Below are 16,870 nucleotides of genomic sequence, written 5' to 3'. Positions count from 1 at the left end.
CAAAATTAACTAAAAACGGACTTTTTTTGTAGAGAAAATAGGTCAAAGAGTATTATTGCAGGCTGAAATATTTAAATAGGATAAGTGTAGTATCATAAGACGTTAATGTGTTATAAAACAAGGAGATGACAATGACTAAACGTAAGATATGGACTTTAATTGTATCTGTTATTTTAATTCTGGGATGTATTTGGTTTACATTTTATTATGCTAATGGTCTACAAAAGGATACTGTTAAATTCCAAGACGGTACAGTCTATCAAGGCACAACTGAAAATGGAAAACTTCGTTCTGGCGTAATGCATTTTAACAATGGCGATACTTATACTGGTGCGTTTAAAAACGGCCATTTTGAAGGCTTAGGTACTTATAAATCGCATGAAGGTTGGACGTTTAAAGGACAATTTCATCACGGAGTTGCCCAAGGAAATGGACAGTTAATGAAGAAAGGAAAAGTAATTCAGTCTGGGAAGTATGAGAGGGGAGTATATGTTAAACAATGAGAATTAAATGGTTTAGTTTAATCCGAGTCACGGGTTTAATTTGTGTGCTTCTTTATCACTTCTTCCGGATGCGCTACACTGGTGGCTTTATTGGTGTAGATATCTTTTTCACATTTTCTGGATATTTGATTACTGCTTTAGCCTTAGATGAGTTTAGCCGGTCTAATAAATTTAGGTTAGGAGATTTTTATTATCGTCGAATAATGAGGATCTTGCCGCCTTTATTGTTAATGATAGCCTTTGTCTTACCTTTTACGCTTTTGGTAAGTAAAGACTATATTACTGATCTTCCTAAACAATTAGCAGCCGCAGTTGGTTTTTCAACCAATATTTTTGAAATTAATACTGGTGGAACTTATGAATCGCGCTTTATACCACATCTATTTGTGCATACGTGGTCATTAGCTATTGAAGTCCAATTCTACTTAGTTTGGGGCTTTATTTTATATCTTTTAACCAAGATTACACCTAATGTTAAAAAGTTCAGAATACGTGTATTTTTTGCATCTGCAGTTTTAGCGGCTGTAAGTGCAACGGTAATGTATTTACGTGCACAAAGTTTAAGCGAATTTTCACCAATTTATTTCTCAAGTATTGCGCATATTTTCCCATTCTTTATTGGAAGTATGCTCGGTTCGATTGCAGGAATTCAAGATTTATTGCCTGCGTTTAGTAATAGTGTAGCAAAACATTGGAATAAAGCTGGTGCCGTTACTTTTATGGTGCTAAATTTAGCGTGTTTATTTGCTTTAGCTTATGTTTTACGCTTTGATCAACGTAAGACTTATATGTTTGGCTTTTTGTTAGCAAGTTTATTTGCGGCTTGTGCAATCTTAGGAGCTAATATTTTACACCGTAAAACACCTAACACTAAGGAACCGTTTATTTTTACTTATATTGCAGACATTAGTTATAGTGTCTACTTATTTCACTGGCCTTTGTTTGTAATTTTTTCAAAAATTTATCCAACTTGGCTAGCAGCTTTAATTACGACAATTCTTTCAGTTCTTTTTGCAAGTGTATCGTTTTATTTCTTAGAACCTTTAATCAGAGGAAAAGCTGTTTCAATTGGAAAACATAAAATCACTTTCAAGCATATTGTGGCTCCCTTAGGACTAGGCTTAACACTTGCTATCGGTCTTGGGGTATATTTATGCCTGCAGGCACCTTCAATTTCCTCTTTAGAAAAAAATCTACTGCTTGGCGGAATTCAGCAGGACGCAGATCAATTAAGTACTACCTATGTTCAAGCAGCACCTAAGCCTCCTAAGAAAGAAAATGCGCAAAATAGTGTACAAGATGATGGAGCAACTATTATTGGTGATAGTGTAACTTTAGGAAGTAGAAAATATCTCTTAGATCATATGAAAAATGTTGATATTGATGCAGAAGGTAATCGTACTATGGATAAGGCCTACAATGTGCTGATAAACGCGCAAAATTTAGGTCGATTAAAACGCAATGTTGTAATTTGTATTGGGACCAATTCTTTAGATGATTATCAACAGCAGACTGAGAAGGTTATTAAAGATCTAAAACCAGGCCATCATTTAATCTTTATTACTCCGCATGATGGTCATGCCGACTCATCATATAATTCCTATAAGTTAGCCGTTTGGGAACGAACTCTTCCTAAGAAGTACAAGTTCATTACAATTGGTGATTGGGACAAGGTGGCTCGGGCACATCAGAATCTATTTGCAGGTACTGATGGAACACACTTTGGAGGTCGAGACGATATTAGTAAATTGTATCTAGACTGCATTAAGGGTGCCTTGACTCGTGCGGAGAAGACGCCAGTAAAGAAGTAGGATGAAAAACGGCTTTGCAATAGTTCGCAAAGCCGTTTTTGGTAATTTAAATAATATTAATAGATAGTTAGATGGGAAAGTAAAATGAAAAGGAAGATAATTATTTATATGTCAGTGGCAGGTCCCTTATTAGGATTAACAGGTTGTGACAAAGTAGTTCAGCCGAATTTGTCAATTCAAGTAAAAGTTCTTCTTCAGTCTCACAATCAAAAGGACCTAGTGCTAACCAAGAAGAATCTTCGGAGATGAAGGAGCAGTAACTATTCCAAAGGAAATGAGAGGGAGATGGTATCTCGCCAATGCAGAGACTGGAAAAATTACAACAATTGTATTTGGCGAAAGTTGGATTACTTATGAAGATCTATATACAACTGAATTACACAAGAAGAAAGATGGCTTTGATGCGTATGAGTATGGACGACATCACCTAGGCTATGAACAAAAAACTAAAAACTGGGGTGAGGCACCAAAAAGCATTTCTTCTGAAACTGGAAAAATAAAAATTAACATTTGAGGGTGGAATGTAGGAGGTGGAAATGCTGTCTATACTACAGCTACAGAGCATGATCAAACGGTTTTAGTTGTTGCAGGTGGAGCTGGAGAATGGGTAAATGAAGTAGGCTGGCGAAGTAAATCAGACGCTGAAAAATATGCTAATGAAAAATTCAGTAATTTACATTATAATTCCGATACAGATGATAATGATGACTACATAAAGATCCAGAAATGAGAGAAAAGATTATGCTTTACGAAACAAGAATGTTAGAACGTGAACAAGATGCTATAAAAAAACGGTAGATTTTAATTTCTACCAGTTTATTTTTCTACGTAAAGTCAAGCACAATACAGGTTTTCATAATCAGCCTTCTTCTCTTGAAAACCTGGTAATTTAAGTAAGTTATGATGAATCGTAAGTTTAGTTGAATCATTTACTAAGTCACAGTGTGGAAACATTTTAACAATAGACCAGTAATTAAACCCTTTACTCGTACTAAATAAATCTTCAAGGTATGGAAAAGTCAATTGGAGAAGTTTATGGGGTCGATTTTTAGCCATAACAAGATCATTGGTTAATTGATCATAGAATCTGCTTAAAGCATTTAGCTGATGATATTCTTGCTCTTGCAATTGGTTAACTGGATGATGGTAAAGTTTTTGAATCAAGGCTAAATGATAGGCATCAGTTTTATTATGTCTAAGACCAAGATCCATCTCTTTCTTAGCCTTTAACGGATTTAAAATGACATACTCATAACCATAGTCATCTAAGAAAGACTGCAATCTTTTAGAATAAACATCAGTAGCTTCAAAAATAATTTGAGGGTGTTGAGTGAAGGCTTTTAGGTCTTTCAGTAACTCTAAAAAAAACAGGACGATCATTAGTAATTGTTGTAATAGATTTACTATCATTGATTAATTCACAAACAGTTGATGTACTTTACTTACATCAATACCAAAGATAACTTTCATTTTCAAAAACCTCCCAAAATATACTAGTAAAGCCATTTTACTTAGGAAATCAGATCTAATTTTCTAAACTCGACATTAAATGTCCACATTCTTCGAAGAGATTGCATAATTTCTCAGTAAGACTGCCAGTTTTATATACGACGTCAAGCATCTAAAAGACCGATGACATAAGGTTTTACTACTATTTTAAATTTTACGGCTAAAACAAAAAATAGTGAATCAGCTATCCCGTCGGATAATCGATTCACTATTTAGCTTAGAATGTTTTATTTAAATTAATATACAGCACCATCATAGAAGTTGTATCTTGGACGGTTGAAATCAAATGTAGCTAATTCACTCATTTTAATTACGTTGTCAGCAACGCCCCAACTCATCAAATTGATTGATTCACCATATAATTCATCAGGAATTACAAGTAAAACATACTTTCCTTGAGACATAGCGTAACCTAATTCCATCCCTAAACCAACGTCTTCTTCTTTAGGAACATAAACGCCAAGCATAACGTCACTAGTTTTAATACCAACTAAGTCACCATTATAAGTTGCTTGTGCCCATTCTTTATCATGTAAGTATTCGGGATGTTCGTCGACACGAATATCTTTATATTGATTTTGAAGAGGAACATAGCTGTTTTCTAAATCGATAGTAGGATTAGCATTGAGAGCGCTCATTGCATCTTTGTAAGCCTTGTTTTGAGTCTCAGTAAACCAACCAGCACCAAAATAAACTGTTTTTTGTTTTGTCATGGAAAAACCTTTCTTTCTTATCGGTGGAATATTTTTTACATTAACTAACTTTAACAAAATTTGCCCAAAAGAAACACCCACTTTTGTGTTTTTGAAATCGGTTTTATATAATGAAATTAGAAATTTTTGCTTAGGAAAGGCGGAACCTACTACGAATACTAAAAAAAGTCTTTTCGATCCAGAAGCTGTCTTTGTAACAGACTTAACTGATCGAAACGAGATATTCAAGACCGTTTCTCAAAAATTATATGACTTAGGCTATGTTAAAGAAGATTTTTTAGGCGATATTATTGAACGTGAAGATAAGTATCCAACTGGGATTTCGATGAGACCTTTATCTAGAGAACTTCCAGATGTTGCAGTTCCTCATACTGAAGGGGACTATGTTAGCGCACAATTAATTGTACCGATTGCTCTTAGAAATTCAGCAACTTTTAATAATATGGTTAATCCAAGTGAAGCACTGGAAGTTAAGTTCTTATTTTTGATTTTAAATAATGATCCAGATATGCATTCAACTATTTTGGCTAAAATTATGGACTTTCTAGCTGGAACTTCAGTTGATGATTTAAATGAATTATTTAATTCAGATTCAAATGAAGAAATTTATGATTTTTTAGAGAATAATTTTGAAATTGAAAAATAAAAAGAAGCTGCCTTGCAGCTTCTTTTTGTCTCCAGATTAAATTATTAAACTTCCGGATAATCAGTACTTGAAAATGAAAGTGAAAAGTAATCACACCGTTTATAGCCAATAACTAGTTCAACTACTTCACCTGTAGTAGATAAAATAGTTTTTTTGACTTGTCGTACAACGGGATAATCTTTAGCTATTTTTAGTTGCTTACTAATGTCGCTATCAGCTTTTACAATTGTGTCTGTTTCAGTAAAAGGCTCATCAAATAGGTACAATTGCTTATCGCTTTGCAAGGCTTCATAGATACTATGATAATTATTTGGATCTTTAGCTAAATCTCGGTTAATAAACTTAGCTGGTATAAATGAACGGTGCACCATAAATGGTGTGTCACCAATTAACCGTAAACGTTCAATATAGTAGTAACTATCATATTTGGGTAAGCCGAGTTTTTTTAATATTTCGCTCTGCTTTTCTTCTTGAAGTTTCAAAACTTTAACTGAATCTTCCTCTTGTTTATTTGAGAAGACTTCATTATCACTAAGACGAACTAATTTATCTTTTCTTGATCGTGAAATAAAAGTGCCTTTTCCTTGATGGCGAACTAAATATCCTGCCTTGACGAGATCTTTCACAGCTCGGATAACAGTAATTGAAGAAACATTAAACTTATCTTTTAATTGAGCTTCACTATAAAATTTATCTCCATATTTAAATTTGCCAGAGATAATTTCTTGCTTTAGCTCATTTTCAATTTGTAAATATTTTGGAATATCCATAATCTATATCAATCCTCAAGATAGATTCTCCTAAGATCCATGATATCACTGCTTGAGAGCTTCATGGTAGAACGAAGGTATTCGTTGATGCCGCCGTATTGCTGGTTTAGAACGTGTACAGCATGGTCTAAGTATTCTGGATAGACTGACTGAATATCTTTAATAGACTGCAATACACGCTTGCTAGAACCGTCAGCGGCTGCTTGCTTAAGCATGGCGTCAACAAAACTTTTTGTTGTGATATTGGTTAGAGTATAGTCATATTTGATAGTAGTAAAAGGTACACCTAATGCTGATAAGATCAATAAAGCTCCAAATCCTGTCCGATCTTTTCCGGCAGTACAGTGGAAAAGAAGAGCATTCTTGTCTTTATCATTTGTAAGCAAAAGGTCAAAGAATTTACGGTAAGCTTTTTGAGCGGTCTGTCCATTGATCATATCTTCATAGGCAAAGAACATATGCTTAAAGCCAAATTCAGGATCTTTTTCGGCATTCTCTTCTAAAGCAAAGATCCCCTTAGATGCATTAGTTAGATCATCACTAAAAACTGGGTCAAAAACATATTTAGCGCCTTCTGGAACACGATCAGGATGATCATTTTTTTCTTTTTCTGTTCTAAAGTCAACGTCATACTTAACGCCATGTTTTTGCAATAATTCTAAGTCTGATGGAGAAAGATCAGCTAAATTACCAGTTCTAAGCAATTTATTATATTTAATTGTTTGACCGGATACAGTCTTATAGCCTCCAAGTTCGCGGAAATTGCGACCATTTTGGATGCCGATTAATTTCGTCTCATAATTTTCGCTCATTAGTATTTTTCCTCACTATAGTTATTTAAATACAGTATTATTACTTTAACATATTTTTTCTCAGATATTTTATTTTTCTCAGATCTATAAAAAGAAAACAAATTTATTAATTGGTATAATTAATGGTAAAATTACAATGTAAAGATGCAAATTCCATGCGGAGATGATTACTTATGGTAGAAGATTATGACAACATTTTAGTTCCTGTTGATGGTTCTGAAACTGCAGAGCGTGCATTTGATAAAGCAGTAAAGATTGCTCTTGATAACAATGCTCATCTGGATGTATTGAATGTTATTGATACTCGTCAATTTATGGGGGAAATGCAGGATACTTTGATTTCTGGAGATACCATTTATCAAATGACACAGGATTCCGAAGAGTATTTAAAGAGTCTAAAAGAATGGGCTAAGGAACACTTTAATTTTACTGATGTTTCTTACCATATTCGTTATGGCTCCCCTAAGAGAATTATTGCTGTTGATTTTATTAAAGATCACCACAACGATTTAATTATTATGGGTGCAACTGGTATGAACGCAGTTGAAAGAATGTTAATGGGTAGTGTTACTGCTTATGTTAACCAACATGCTTTATCCGATGTGTTAATTGTTAAGACTGATCTTGATAATAACAAGGTTGCAAAGCCCAAGAAAAAGTACTTTTAAAAAAACGAACATTATGAAAAAGCACTCTATCATTAGTGATAGAGTACTTTTTTTATAAAGTGGATCGATCCAATTCAATAAATTAATATTTACAAGCGCTTACATTAAAATAATAGTACCCAAGTACGAATATTTTTGATATGATACTTAAGAACGAACGTTAGTACTAGGGAAAGGAAGAACGATAATGGCGAATTTCGATTACAACATTATAAATCGTAACCAAAATTCAGTGGCTCGTTCTTGGGCTGATTCCTTAGGTGAATCAGTCTTCATTGGTGTTGGCGCTTTCGTTGCTTTTTTTAGCGACTTTTCTGGCTCAATGTGATTAGCTCTTTTTGTCAGCTCATCATATTGGGTCTTTTTTTGTATTTGTCATTTAATGTTTTTCATTAGGAGGAAATGATGAAAAAGTTCAAAAAAGTCTTAGTAGGCCTTTTTGCAATTTTACTTGCTGTTGTTGCAACTGCTTGTTCTAACAAGTCAAACAGTTCAAAGGATGGTTATACACCTAAGTCATTAACTATTCAGTTTGTACCTAGTCAAGCTGCTAATAAGCTTGAAGCTCGTGCTAAGCCTTTAGAAAAGATGCTTTCAAAGAAACTTGGCATTCCAGTTCATGTTTCAATGTCAACTGACTACAATACTGTTGTTGAAGCAATGAAATCTAAAAAGGTTGATGTTGGTTTCTTGCCACCAGATGGTTATGTATTAGCTCACAAGCAAGGAGCAGCTAATGTTTTACTTCAAGCACAACGCTACGGTGTAAAACAACCAGGTGGTCAAGCTACTAAGAACTTAGTTAACTCTTACAGAGCCGAAATTCTTGTTAAGAAGGGTTCTAAGATTAAGTCTTGGAAAGATTTAAAAGGTAAGAGTATTTCAGTTCAAAACCCAACTTCTTCAGCAGGATATGTTTTCCCAGTTGCTGAACTTGAAGAAAAAGGGTTAAACGTTCCAAAGGATTGTAAGTTAGTTACTGTTACTGGACACGACCAAGCAGTTCTTAACGTATTAAATGGCGATACTGACGCAGCATTTGTTTTTGAAGATGCTCGTAACATCGTTAAAAAAGATAATCCTAAGATTATGGACCAAGTTGTTCCAATTTACTTCACTAAGCCAATTCCTAACGATACTATTTCTATTAGAAGCGATATGTCTAAGTCATTCCAAAAGAAACTTGCAAAGGCATTTATTGAAGTTGGTCAATCTAAAGAAGGTAAGAAGATTATCGAATCTGTTTACAGTCACGAAGGCTACACTAAGTCTAAGGACAGTAACTTCGATATTGTTCGTAAATATGACAAGATTATTGCCAAGGACAAGAAATAGTCAATTAAATATAGCTTAGTTAGTAAAAAGATAATTGTCTCTAAAAGATGATTATCTTTTTATGCACTGTAAACAATATAAATATGTTAAGGAGAAATTTAGATTAAATGGCAGCTACTAATCAGCCAATGATTCAACTTAAAGACGTTAGCAAAATTTATGATAACGGAACAGTTGGTTTAAAAGATATTAACTTAAATATTGATAAGGGAGAATTTGTAGTAGTAGTAGGTCTATCTGGTGCAGGTAAGTCAACATTACTTCGCTCTATTAATCGTCTACAAGATGTTTCTAAGGGAGATATCTTAATTGATGGCAAATCAATTACGTCTGCTAAAGGAAAAGACTTGCGCGAAATTCGTCGTGATATCGGTATGATTTTCCAGAGCTTTAACTTGGTTAAACGTTCAAGCGTTTTGCGAAATGTTTTAACTGGTCGAGTAGGTTACTATCAAACTTGGAAGACAACTTTTAACTTATTTACTAAAGAAGATAAACAAAAAGCATATGAAGCATTGCAACGAGTTGATTTAGCAGATAAAGTTTATACTCGTGCAGACCAACTTTCTGGTGGACAACAACAGCGTGTTGCTATTGCTCGTGTACTTACTCAAAATCCTAAAATTATTTTAGCTGATGAACCAACAGCTTCTCTTGATCCTCAAACTTCACGTCGAGTTATGCATGACTTGAAGATGCTTAATGAAGAATATGGTATGACAGTTGTTGCTAATCTTCACAGTGTTGAACTTGCTAAAGAATTTGGAGATAGAGTAATCGGTGTTCGTGCCGGTCAAATCGTTTATGATGGCAAGATGAGTGAAACTTCTCAAGCTGTCTTTGACGATATTTACAATGGCGGAAACGGCAAGAAAGGGGAAGAAGATGCCTAAATCTAAGGAACAGCATTTAGCTGAATTGCCTAAAAAGAAATTTAAAATTATGAACCTTGTTTGGGTCGTAATTATGGTTTTAGGTCTCTTTCTTTCGGTAAATGTAACCAATACGCACATTAGCGTTTTGTTTAATAACTTTAGCCAATTTACTGATATTTTTGTTCAAATGTGTCACCCTGATTGGGGATATGCAGCTACAGCAGTTCCACTTTTAATTGAAACAATTAAAATGGCAATTTTAGGAACTGTCATGGGATCAGCAATTGCTTTTGTTTATTCTCTTTTAATCGCTAGAAATATTGTTAAGAATAAGGCTGTTACTGGAATTCTAAGAATAATTATGAATATTGTTAGAACTATTCCAGACCTACTCTTAGGTGCAATCTTTGTTGCCGTTGTAGGTATTGGTCCAGTTGCCGGTGTTCTCGCCTTAACTGTATTTACATTTGGTGTGGTTGTTAAATTGTTCTATGAAGCAATTGAAACAATTGATCCAGGCCCAATCGAAGCTTTAACTGCTGTTGGTGCAAACAAGCTTCAAATTATCCACTTTGCTGTGATGCCACAAATTATTACTTACTTTATTTCTTATGTTTTATATGCATTTGAAATTAACGTCAGAGCCTCAACGGTTCTTGGATATATTGGTGCTGGTGGTATTGGTCTTTACTTGCAACAAACGCTACAAGTCTTTGACTATGCTAAGACTGGTCTGATTATTTTGATTATTATCGTTGTCGTAGTTATTATCGACTATGTTTCTACTAAATCTCGGGAGGCGTTGATGAAATAATGGATACTACAATGAAAAAACTACCTCCTAAACCAGTTGATACCAAGAAAAAAATTAAGCACTGGGTAATTGCAATTGTTACTGTAGCTTTAATTATTTGGTCATTTGTAGGAATGAACTTTGGTGGAATAAAAGCAACTGCTGGTCAAATTGCCGGTGCTATTTTAGCTGGTATTTTCCATCCAGATTGGTCTTATGTATATAACGGGAGCGGTGAAGATTTAATTTCTCAATTGTGGGAAACAATCTGTATTGCTTTCTTAGGTACTTTTATTTCCGCAGTTATCTCATTACCTTTCGCTTTTTGGGCAGCTAACACGCGCCATAAAAAATGGTATACTTCTCGTTCTGGAAAAATTGTTTTAGCAATTATACGTTCTTTCCCAGAAATTGTTTTAGCTTTGATGTTTATTAAAGCTGTTGGACCTGGTTCGGCAGCCGGTGTTTTAGCTTTGGGTTTCCACTCAGTGGGGATGCTTGCTAAATTGTTCTCTGAAGCAATTGAAAACCTTGAAGAAGGAGCTAATGAAGCCGTTACAGCAGCCGGTGGTTCTAAATTTAACATTATTATGTTTGCAACGATGCCCAACTTAATGCCCGCTTTAATTTCTAACACTTTATACCGTTTTGACGTTTCAATCCGTTCAGCATCTATTCTAGGTTTAGTTGGTGCTGGTGGTATTGGTTATCCATTAATTATTGCTTTGCAGTATCGTCAATGGAACCGTGTAGGTGTTATCTTAGTTGGTATTATTGTCATGGTTGTCATTATTGACTGGATTTCTGGTTGGATTCGAAAGAAATTAGTCTAATTAATTAGTAAAACATGTAGTTTATCTAAACTACATGTTTTTATTTTGATAAATTATAAAGTTTTTTGTAATATCTACCTATAATATGGATAAGTACAGGAAAAAAAGAACTTTTTTGTTATAATGGAAGTTGTATTTCAAGGAGGACAATATGGATAATTTAACTACCATGACATTGGCTGACGATATGGCTTTATCACAAGAAAAGATTATCAACGGCCAACAAGACCTGAATACCAAGAGAATTTATAATGAAATTAATAGTTTGGATATTCTTGATAAACCAATTGAAGAATACTTTGATATGACTCAAGATGAATACTACAATAGTGAATCTGATGGTAAATTAACTTTACTGCATTTAGATAAACCATTGCGTGAGCTAAGTGATCGTATTTTAACTAACCACGTAGATGGATATGTAGATCAAGACGAGATTAATTTAGCCTATAATCATGAGGATCCATTGCAAGATGGTAGCTATGATCGTGCTACTGATTTACATGTGCTTTTATATAGTTTGAAAGTCATCGGCGCTGTAAGAGCGATTGCTCCTAATGATTTGAAAAAGGTTTTGTCTAAAGATGCGGTTTTATCATTGGGTCTTGCCGCAAATGCTTTGGCAAATAATTAACCCCAAGGCCAAGTAAGGGCCTTTTTTTGTGTGATGAGTGGGGAAGAGTATCATGAAAATTATCAAGAAAACCAAAGGTATGATTGATAAATTTTCCGGTGTAACTCGGAAGATGATGCGAAAGAAAAATAATATTCCATTCGATGGAATGCAAAAGTATATGACTGTTGGTGAGTATAACGTTGGAGCGCCTGAAGGAACTCCTCATGGTGAAGAATATAAGCTCATTGTTTATAAGGACACTGACAATGTCTTGCACCAAGCTTTACGTTCGATTAATGCGTCTGATCTAGCACCAGCTTATGTTCGGAAGTTTGATAAAAGGCTAAACCGTTATACTGCATTTGTTAATAAACAGACAGGACGTCGTTATATCGTTGAAGATCAATTAGATCAGTTAGTAGATTATGTGAAAAAGCATAGCCGAGATGACTATAACTCAGTTAATATCGGTGTTTTAACCGATACGCACTATAAAGATGCTGATAGTATTGATTTTTATGGGCATAACGGACTTCGTCATGTTAAAGAGTTTAATTATCTTGAAGATAAAGATATTTTAGATTTAAAGGCTCATTTAGGTGATTGGATGGATGGATCCGACCCAGGATTAGTTGGCGAAGCAGAGTTGATATCTTTGTCTAGAACGTTTAGATCTAAAAAAACTAACTTTGCTGTCATTAAAGGTAATCACGATGAAAATGATAAATTTGATGAGCACCATGATCTGAAAGCTAGTTTTCCGAAAAATGAATTTGAAGATATAATGTGGCCAAGTATGTATGCGCAAGATGGTATTCACTATATTACGCGCAAGCATGGGGTTGCATATTTTGATAAAGATGACGTCAGAATCATTACGGTCAATACATCTGATTTACCTTATGAGCTAGACGAGCAAGGTAAGAAAAAATACGATACTAAACTTGCTTTAGCGATTCGTGAAGATCAGATGCAAGAAATTATCGAAATTCTTGAAAATTCAAATGGTAAAACAATTATTTTCATGAGTCATGCAAATCCTATTACTCGCAAGGGAACAAATGCCTTGAAATTTAATGGGCGTTCTCTACATGAATTAATGGTGGCCTTTAATCAACATGAAAAAGGCTACCTTAATTCAAGGGATGTTCCTCCTGAATTTACCCTAGCTAATAGCTTTGATTTCACAAAGATAAAAAATGCAAAAATAGTTGCATATTTATGTGGACACCGTCATACTGAAGACCAATATCGTATTAACGGTATACAATATATATTTTTTAATTGCTCGGCTCTCATGGGCCCCAACCATGCGCTTACTACGCAATACAATAAGCGCTGGAATAGACAGATGGATCATGCTAATGAAGCAGCTGGATATATAGTAAATGTTGATGTTCAAAGGCATTTATTACAAGTATTTGGATATGGAGCTGCTTCTAAGAGACGATTCTATCGAATTTAGTTTTTGAAATGTAAATAGCTTATAATAAGACTACTGTTTATTTTGAGGTGAAAATTACTTATGTGTGGAATTTGTGCGTTTTTTGATCCTGAATTAAAGGATAAAGACTGTGCTATTCAAGGAATGATGGATACAATTAAACACCGTGGTCCATCTTCCAATGGAAAATATATTAATGATAAGGTGGCTTTAGGTTTTAGACGTTTGTCAATTATTGACATTCGTTGTGGAAGTCAACCAATTTTTAATGAAGATAAAAGTAGAGCAATTATTTTTAATGGGGAAATTTATAATTTTAAACCATTAAGAAAAGAATTAATTGATGCAGGTCATATCTTTACTACTAAGGCTGATACTGAAGTTTTACTTCATGGCTATGAAGAATGGGGAATGGATGGCTTATTGAAGAAAGTTCGTGGTATGTTCGCCTTTATAATTTGGGATGACAATACCAAGACTTTATATGGTGCTCGTGACTTCTTCGGAATTAAGCCAATGTACTACTCAGACCAAAATGGTAAGTTAATTGTTGGTAGTGAATTGAAGAGCTTCTTAGCTTACCCAGGCTTTAAAAAGGAATTAAATACTGAAGCAGTTAAGCCATACTTAATGAACCAGTATAACGACTTAAAGGAAACTTTCTTTAAGGGTGTTTACCGCTTCCCAGCAGGTCACTGGTTCGAATATAAAGATGGCAAAATGAAGACTCATCAATACTGGGATGCTAAGTATGTTGAAAATAGCTTAAGTTTTGAAGAAACCTTAGACAAAATCAATGAAGATTTAAAAGAAACTGTTGATTTATACAGAAATGCAGACGTACCAGTTGGTGCATTTTTATCTGAAGGTATCGATTCTTCTTACTTAACTAGTTTACTTGATCCTGAAGATGTCTTCTCAGTTTCTTTTGATGATTCTACATATAATGAAGCATCAAAAGCTAAGGCACTTTCTGACTTACACGGTTGGAAATTCTTTGCAGATAAAGTTGATGCAGATGAAGCAATGCGCGACTTCCCAGAAATGCAATATCACATGGACGAACCAGATGCTAACCCATCTATTATTCCATTATGGTACCTGTGTAAATTAGCTAGAAAGCATGTTACTGTTGCCCTTTCTGGTGAAGGTGCTGATGAATTATTTGCAGGCTACGTTAACTATGGAATGCATACCCATAATGATGTAATTAAGGTCTTTACTGCTGGCTTGAAGAAATTACCTAAGAAGAGTCGTGTTCGTTTAGCTCATAAGATTAAGAAGATGCCTAACTTCCCAGGAAAAGTACATATGTACACTAACTTGGCAGAGCCAAGTGAATTTTATGTTGGTCAATCTGTCATTTATGATATGGACTATCCAACTATCTTTACTTCTAAAGATGCTAATGGTATCTTGCGTGATAAATATAAGAATGATCTAACAGTTAACGGTATTTATCAAGAAGACTTTAAGAAAGTTAAAAATATTGATGAAGTTAAGCAAATGCAATATATTGATCTTCACCACTTTATGCTTAATGACATTGAGCAAAAAGCAGATAAGATCTCCATGGCTCACTCTCTAGAACTACGTGTGCCATATCTTGATAAGAAGATTGCAGAACTTGCTAACTCAATTCCAACTAAATATCTAGTTAACCGTCATGATACTAAATATGCTCTTCGTAAAGCATCTGAGAAGGTCTTACCAGAAGAATGGGCTCAAAGACCTAAGCTTGGTTTCCCAACTCCAATTAAGCAATGGCTTAAGGAACCAAGATTTTACAAACAAGTTAGAGCATTGTTTACTGAAGACTTTGTAGATGACATTTTTGACCAAAAGAAGATTGTTAAATTGCTTGATGATAATTACAAGGGCGATGGTTCAGCTCGTCGTCAAATTTGGGCTATTTACACTTTCTTAGTTTGGTATAAATTATTCTTTGTTGATTATGATGAAACTGTTAAGAAGTATCAACATGTTCAACCAGAAGTAGCAGAATTAATCGAAAGTGGCAGACTTGTTTAATTAAAGTTAGAGAGAAGTACGGATACAAAATGGTACAAGCAAAATTTACCCCTATTTTATTAGGTAGTGATATCAATGTTTACGGAATGGCTCGCTCCTTCAACGAGGCTTATGGAATTAAGGTTCAAGCTTGGGCTGCTAGTCAATTAGCAGCAACGCGCTATTCTAAAATTGTTGACGTAGAAGTTCATGAAGGCTTTGAAGAAGATCCAGGCTTTATGAACGTTATGAAGCAAAAGATTGAAGAATACAAGAATCATCCAGAACCAGTTATTTTAATTGCTTGTGGAGATGGATACGCAGAATTATTGGCTAAGCATAAGGATGAGTTGAAGGATACTTTTGTTGTTCCTTACATTGATTATGACTTGCTAGAGAAGCTAATTTCTAAAGAAGGTTTCTACGAAATTGCTGAAAAGTATGGTCTTCCATATCCACATACTAAGATTGTGACTATGGATGACTATAAGGCTGAAAATTATTTGAATTTACCATTTGATTATCCGGTTGAATTGAAGCCAGAAGATCCGGTTTCATGGTTGAATTGTCAATTTGAAGGCCGTAAAAAAGCCTTTACTATTCACGATGAGGCAGAATTAGTAGATATCGTTGGTAAAATCTATACCAATGGTTATACTGAAGACTTGATTTTACAAGATTTCATTCCAGGCGATGATTCTAACATGCGTGTTCTTAATGCTTATGTTGATAAAGATCACAAGGTTAAGATGATGTGCTTAGGTCACCCACTTCTTGAAGACCCAACTCCTCAATCTATCGGTAATTACATGGCAATTTTGCCAGCCTTCAGCCAAAAGCTTTACGATACTGTTCAATCATTCCTTGAAAAATTGAACTATACTGGTATGGCTAACTTTGACATTAAGTACGATCCAAGAGATGGAGAATACAAATTCTTTGAGATCAACCTCCGTCAAGGTCGTTCAAGTTTCTACGTAACTTTAAATGGTTATAACTTAGCTAAGTGGTATGTAGATGACTATGTTGAAGATAATTTAAAGGACAAGCCAACAGTTTATGGAAATAAAGACGGTGCTAACTATATGTTGTGGCTTGGTGTTCCAAAGAGGATCTTTAAGGAATATGCTTACGACAATGGGTCAAAACGCCTAGCTGAAAAGTTAATTGATGAGGGTCACTACGGTACCACTGTCTTCTATGATAAAGATCGCAGCTTAAAACGTTGGTTATTGATGCACTACATGTTCCATAACTACTATGCTAGATATAAGAAGTACTACCAAGTAAATAAGGGACAATATTTTGAAGAAGAAGCTAAAAAATTAGAAAAACAAGCTCTTCGTGATGGTCAACAAGAAAACCATGAGAATGAAATTTAATTAGAAAAATACTGCTGAGAATTTTTTACTCTCAGCAGTATTTTTTTTGACTACTTTACTAATTATAGAAAATTTTGAAAATGAGTCTCTCTCTTGCTAGACGTGACTTTTGTTTAATACAATATATATGATCCAAAATGTCAATACCTA

The 16,870-nt window shown here is 34.5% G+C and carries 17 protein-coding genes and 1 pseudogene; 14 read left to right on the top strand and 4 right to left on the bottom strand.

Features of this window, described 5'->3' with window-relative positions; genetic code table 11:
• Positions 1–131: 131 nt before the first annotated feature.
• From CP370_RS01015 to CP370_RS01005, 3 genes are all read left to right on the top strand, one after another.
• On the top strand, positions 132–503 hold the full coding sequence (locus CP370_RS01015; protein WP_057718155.1) for a hypothetical protein: 372 nt from the start codon (positions 132–134) through the stop codon (positions 501–503).
• The gene (locus CP370_RS01010) at positions 500–2,314 is read left to right on the top strand and encodes an acyltransferase family protein (RefSeq protein ID WP_087713375.1); all 1,815 of its coding nucleotides are present in this window, start codon (positions 500–502) and stop codon (positions 2,312–2,314) included. Before CP370_RS01015 ends, CP370_RS01010 begins: the two co-directional genes overlap by 4 nt.
• Positions 2,315–2,588: 274 nt before the next feature.
• Positions 2,589–2,828: a hypothetical protein gene (locus CP370_RS01005; protein WP_087284432.1), complete on the top strand. Its 240-nt coding sequence runs from the start codon at positions 2,589–2,591 to the stop codon at positions 2,826–2,828.
• Between the two features lie 347 nt (positions 2,829–3,175).
• Here the strand turns inward: CP370_RS01005 and CP370_RS01000 are convergent.
• Both CP370_RS01000 and CP370_RS00995 read right to left on the bottom strand, forming a co-directional pair.
• Positions 3,176–3,784: pseudogene (locus CP370_RS01000) on the bottom strand (IS110 family transposase); the annotation flags it as partial.
• A 275-nt stretch (positions 3,785–4,059) separates the two neighbouring features.
• Entirely contained in the window at positions 4,060–4,536 is a 477-nt protein-coding gene (locus CP370_RS00995) for a nucleoside 2-deoxyribosyltransferase (protein ID WP_004896117.1), read from the bottom strand.
• Between the two features lie 85 nt (positions 4,537–4,621).
• Here CP370_RS00995 and CP370_RS00990 point away from each other — a divergent pair, with 85 nt between their 5' ends.
• On the top strand, positions 4,622–5,182 hold the full coding sequence (locus CP370_RS00990; RefSeq protein ID WP_232457410.1) for a PTS sugar transporter subunit IIA: 561 nt from the start codon (positions 4,622–4,624) through the stop codon (positions 5,180–5,182).
• A gap of 44 nt (positions 5,183–5,226) precedes the next feature.
• Here the strand turns inward: CP370_RS00990 and CP370_RS00985 are convergent, their stop codons facing one another.
• Complete coding sequence (locus tag CP370_RS00985; RefSeq protein ID WP_087713373.1) at positions 5,227–5,952, bottom strand: GntR family transcriptional regulator; 726 nt, start codon at positions 5,950–5,952, stop codon at positions 5,227–5,229.
• 8 nt (positions 5,953–5,960) lie between these two features.
• A complete protein-coding gene (locus tag CP370_RS00980) occupies positions 5,961–6,764 on the bottom strand; it encodes a tyrosine-protein phosphatase (RefSeq protein ID WP_012845508.1) in 804 nt (267 codons plus the stop codon).
• 173 nt (positions 6,765–6,937) lie between these two features.
• Here CP370_RS00980 and CP370_RS00975 point away from each other — a divergent pair, with 173 nt between their 5' ends.
• The 10 genes from CP370_RS00975 to CP370_RS00935 all read left to right on the top strand — a co-directional run bounded on the left by CP370_RS00975 (position 6,938) and on the right by CP370_RS00935 (position 16,720).
• Positions 6,938–7,432, top strand: a complete 495-nt coding sequence (locus CP370_RS00975; protein WP_004896111.1) for a universal stress protein — start codon at positions 6,938–6,940, stop codon at positions 7,430–7,432.
• 187 nt (positions 7,433–7,619) lie between these two features.
• Positions 7,620–7,760, top strand: a complete 141-nt coding sequence (locus CP370_RS09815) for a hypothetical protein (RefSeq protein ID WP_164475323.1) — start codon at positions 7,620–7,622, stop codon at positions 7,758–7,760.
• Positions 7,761–7,837: 77 nt separating this feature from the next.
• A complete protein-coding gene (locus CP370_RS00970; RefSeq protein ID WP_003649610.1) occupies positions 7,838–8,767 on the top strand; it encodes a phosphate/phosphite/phosphonate ABC transporter substrate-binding protein in 930 nt (309 codons plus the stop codon).
• A gap of 107 nt (positions 8,768–8,874) precedes the next feature.
• The gene (gene phnC, locus CP370_RS00965) at positions 8,875–9,660 is read left to right on the top strand and encodes a phosphonate ABC transporter ATP-binding protein (RefSeq protein WP_087284438.1); all 786 of its coding nucleotides are present in this window, start codon (positions 8,875–8,877) and stop codon (positions 9,658–9,660) included.
• The gene (phnE, locus tag CP370_RS00960) at positions 9,653–10,456 is read left to right on the top strand and encodes a phosphonate ABC transporter, permease protein PhnE (protein WP_087713372.1); all 804 of its coding nucleotides are present in this window, start codon (positions 9,653–9,655) and stop codon (positions 10,454–10,456) included. Before phnC ends, phnE (CP370_RS00960) begins: the two co-directional genes overlap by 8 nt.
• Positions 10,456–11,268, top strand: a complete 813-nt coding sequence (gene phnE / locus CP370_RS00955; RefSeq protein ID WP_004896101.1) for a phosphonate ABC transporter, permease protein PhnE — start codon at positions 10,456–10,458, stop codon at positions 11,266–11,268. The genes phnE (CP370_RS00960) and phnE (CP370_RS00955) overlap by 1 nt, the downstream gene beginning before the upstream one ends.
• 151 nt (positions 11,269–11,419) lie before the next feature.
• Positions 11,420–11,902, top strand: coding sequence for a hypothetical protein (locus tag CP370_RS00950; RefSeq protein WP_012845510.1), 483 nt, complete (start codon positions 11,420–11,422; stop codon positions 11,900–11,902).
• Between the two features lie 52 nt (positions 11,903–11,954).
• On the top strand, positions 11,955–13,349 hold the full coding sequence (locus CP370_RS00945; protein ID WP_087713371.1) for a metallophosphoesterase: 1,395 nt from the start codon (positions 11,955–11,957) through the stop codon (positions 13,347–13,349).
• A gap of 60 nt (positions 13,350–13,409) precedes the next feature.
• Positions 13,410–15,359, top strand: coding sequence for an asparagine synthase (glutamine-hydrolyzing) (gene asnB, locus CP370_RS00940; RefSeq protein WP_012845512.1), 1,950 nt, complete (start codon positions 13,410–13,412; stop codon positions 15,357–15,359).
• A gap of 29 nt (positions 15,360–15,388) precedes the next feature.
• A complete protein-coding gene (locus CP370_RS00935; RefSeq protein ID WP_087284446.1) occupies positions 15,389–16,720 on the top strand; it encodes a carboxylate--amine ligase in 1,332 nt (443 codons plus the stop codon).
• The last annotated feature ends 150 nt before the right edge of the window (positions 16,721–16,870 follow it).

The sequence above is a fragment of the Lactobacillus sp. UMNPBX19 genome, assembly GCF_002553805.1.
Lineage (GTDB): Bacteria > Bacillota > Bacilli > Lactobacillales > Lactobacillaceae > Lactobacillus.
The sequence above is the reverse complement of the archived record's forward strand: the minus strand, read 5'-3'. Positions and strand labels throughout refer to the sequence as shown.

Bases quoted from the DNA above. Each gene is read 5' to 3' on its own strand.
- CP370_RS01015 (WP_057718155.1), top strand. From the start codon at position 132: ATGACTAAACGTAAGATATGGACTTTAATTGTATCTGTTATTTTAATT.
- CP370_RS01010 (WP_087713375.1), top strand. From the start codon at position 500: ATGAGAATTAAATGGTTTAGTTTAATCCGAGTCACGGGTTTAATTTGT.
- CP370_RS01005 (WP_087284432.1), top strand. From the start codon at position 2,589: ATGAGAGGGAGATGGTATCTCGCCAATGCAGAGACTGGAAAAATTACA.
- CP370_RS00995 (WP_004896117.1), bottom strand. From the start codon at position 4,536: ATGACAAAACAAAAAACAGTTTATTTTGGTGCTGGTTGGTTTACTGAG.
- CP370_RS00985 (WP_087713373.1), bottom strand. From the start codon at position 5,952: ATGGATATTCCAAAATATTTACAAATTGAAAATGAGCTAAAGCAAGAA.
- CP370_RS00980 (WP_012845508.1), bottom strand. From the start codon at position 6,764: ATGAGCGAAAATTATGAGACGAAATTAATCGGCATCCAAAATGGTCGC.
- CP370_RS00975 (WP_004896111.1), top strand. From the start codon at position 6,938: ATGGTAGAAGATTATGACAACATTTTAGTTCCTGTTGATGGTTCTGAA.
- CP370_RS09815 (WP_164475323.1), top strand. From the start codon at position 7,620: ATGGCGAATTTCGATTACAACATTATAAATCGTAACCAAAATTCAGTG.
- CP370_RS00970 (WP_003649610.1), top strand. From the start codon at position 7,838: ATGAAAAAGTTCAAAAAAGTCTTAGTAGGCCTTTTTGCAATTTTACTT.
- phnC (WP_087284438.1), top strand. From the start codon at position 8,875: ATGGCAGCTACTAATCAGCCAATGATTCAACTTAAAGACGTTAGCAAA.
- phnE (WP_087713372.1), top strand. From the start codon at position 9,653: ATGCCTAAATCTAAGGAACAGCATTTAGCTGAATTGCCTAAAAAGAAA.
- phnE (WP_004896101.1), top strand. From the start codon at position 10,456: ATGGATACTACAATGAAAAAACTACCTCCTAAACCAGTTGATACCAAG.
- CP370_RS00950 (WP_012845510.1), top strand. From the start codon at position 11,420: ATGGATAATTTAACTACCATGACATTGGCTGACGATATGGCTTTATCA.
- CP370_RS00945 (WP_087713371.1), top strand. From the start codon at position 11,955: ATGAAAATTATCAAGAAAACCAAAGGTATGATTGATAAATTTTCCGGT.
- asnB (WP_012845512.1), top strand. From the start codon at position 13,410: ATGTGTGGAATTTGTGCGTTTTTTGATCCTGAATTAAAGGATAAAGAC.
- CP370_RS00935 (WP_087284446.1), top strand. From the start codon at position 15,389: ATGGTACAAGCAAAATTTACCCCTATTTTATTAGGTAGTGATATCAAT.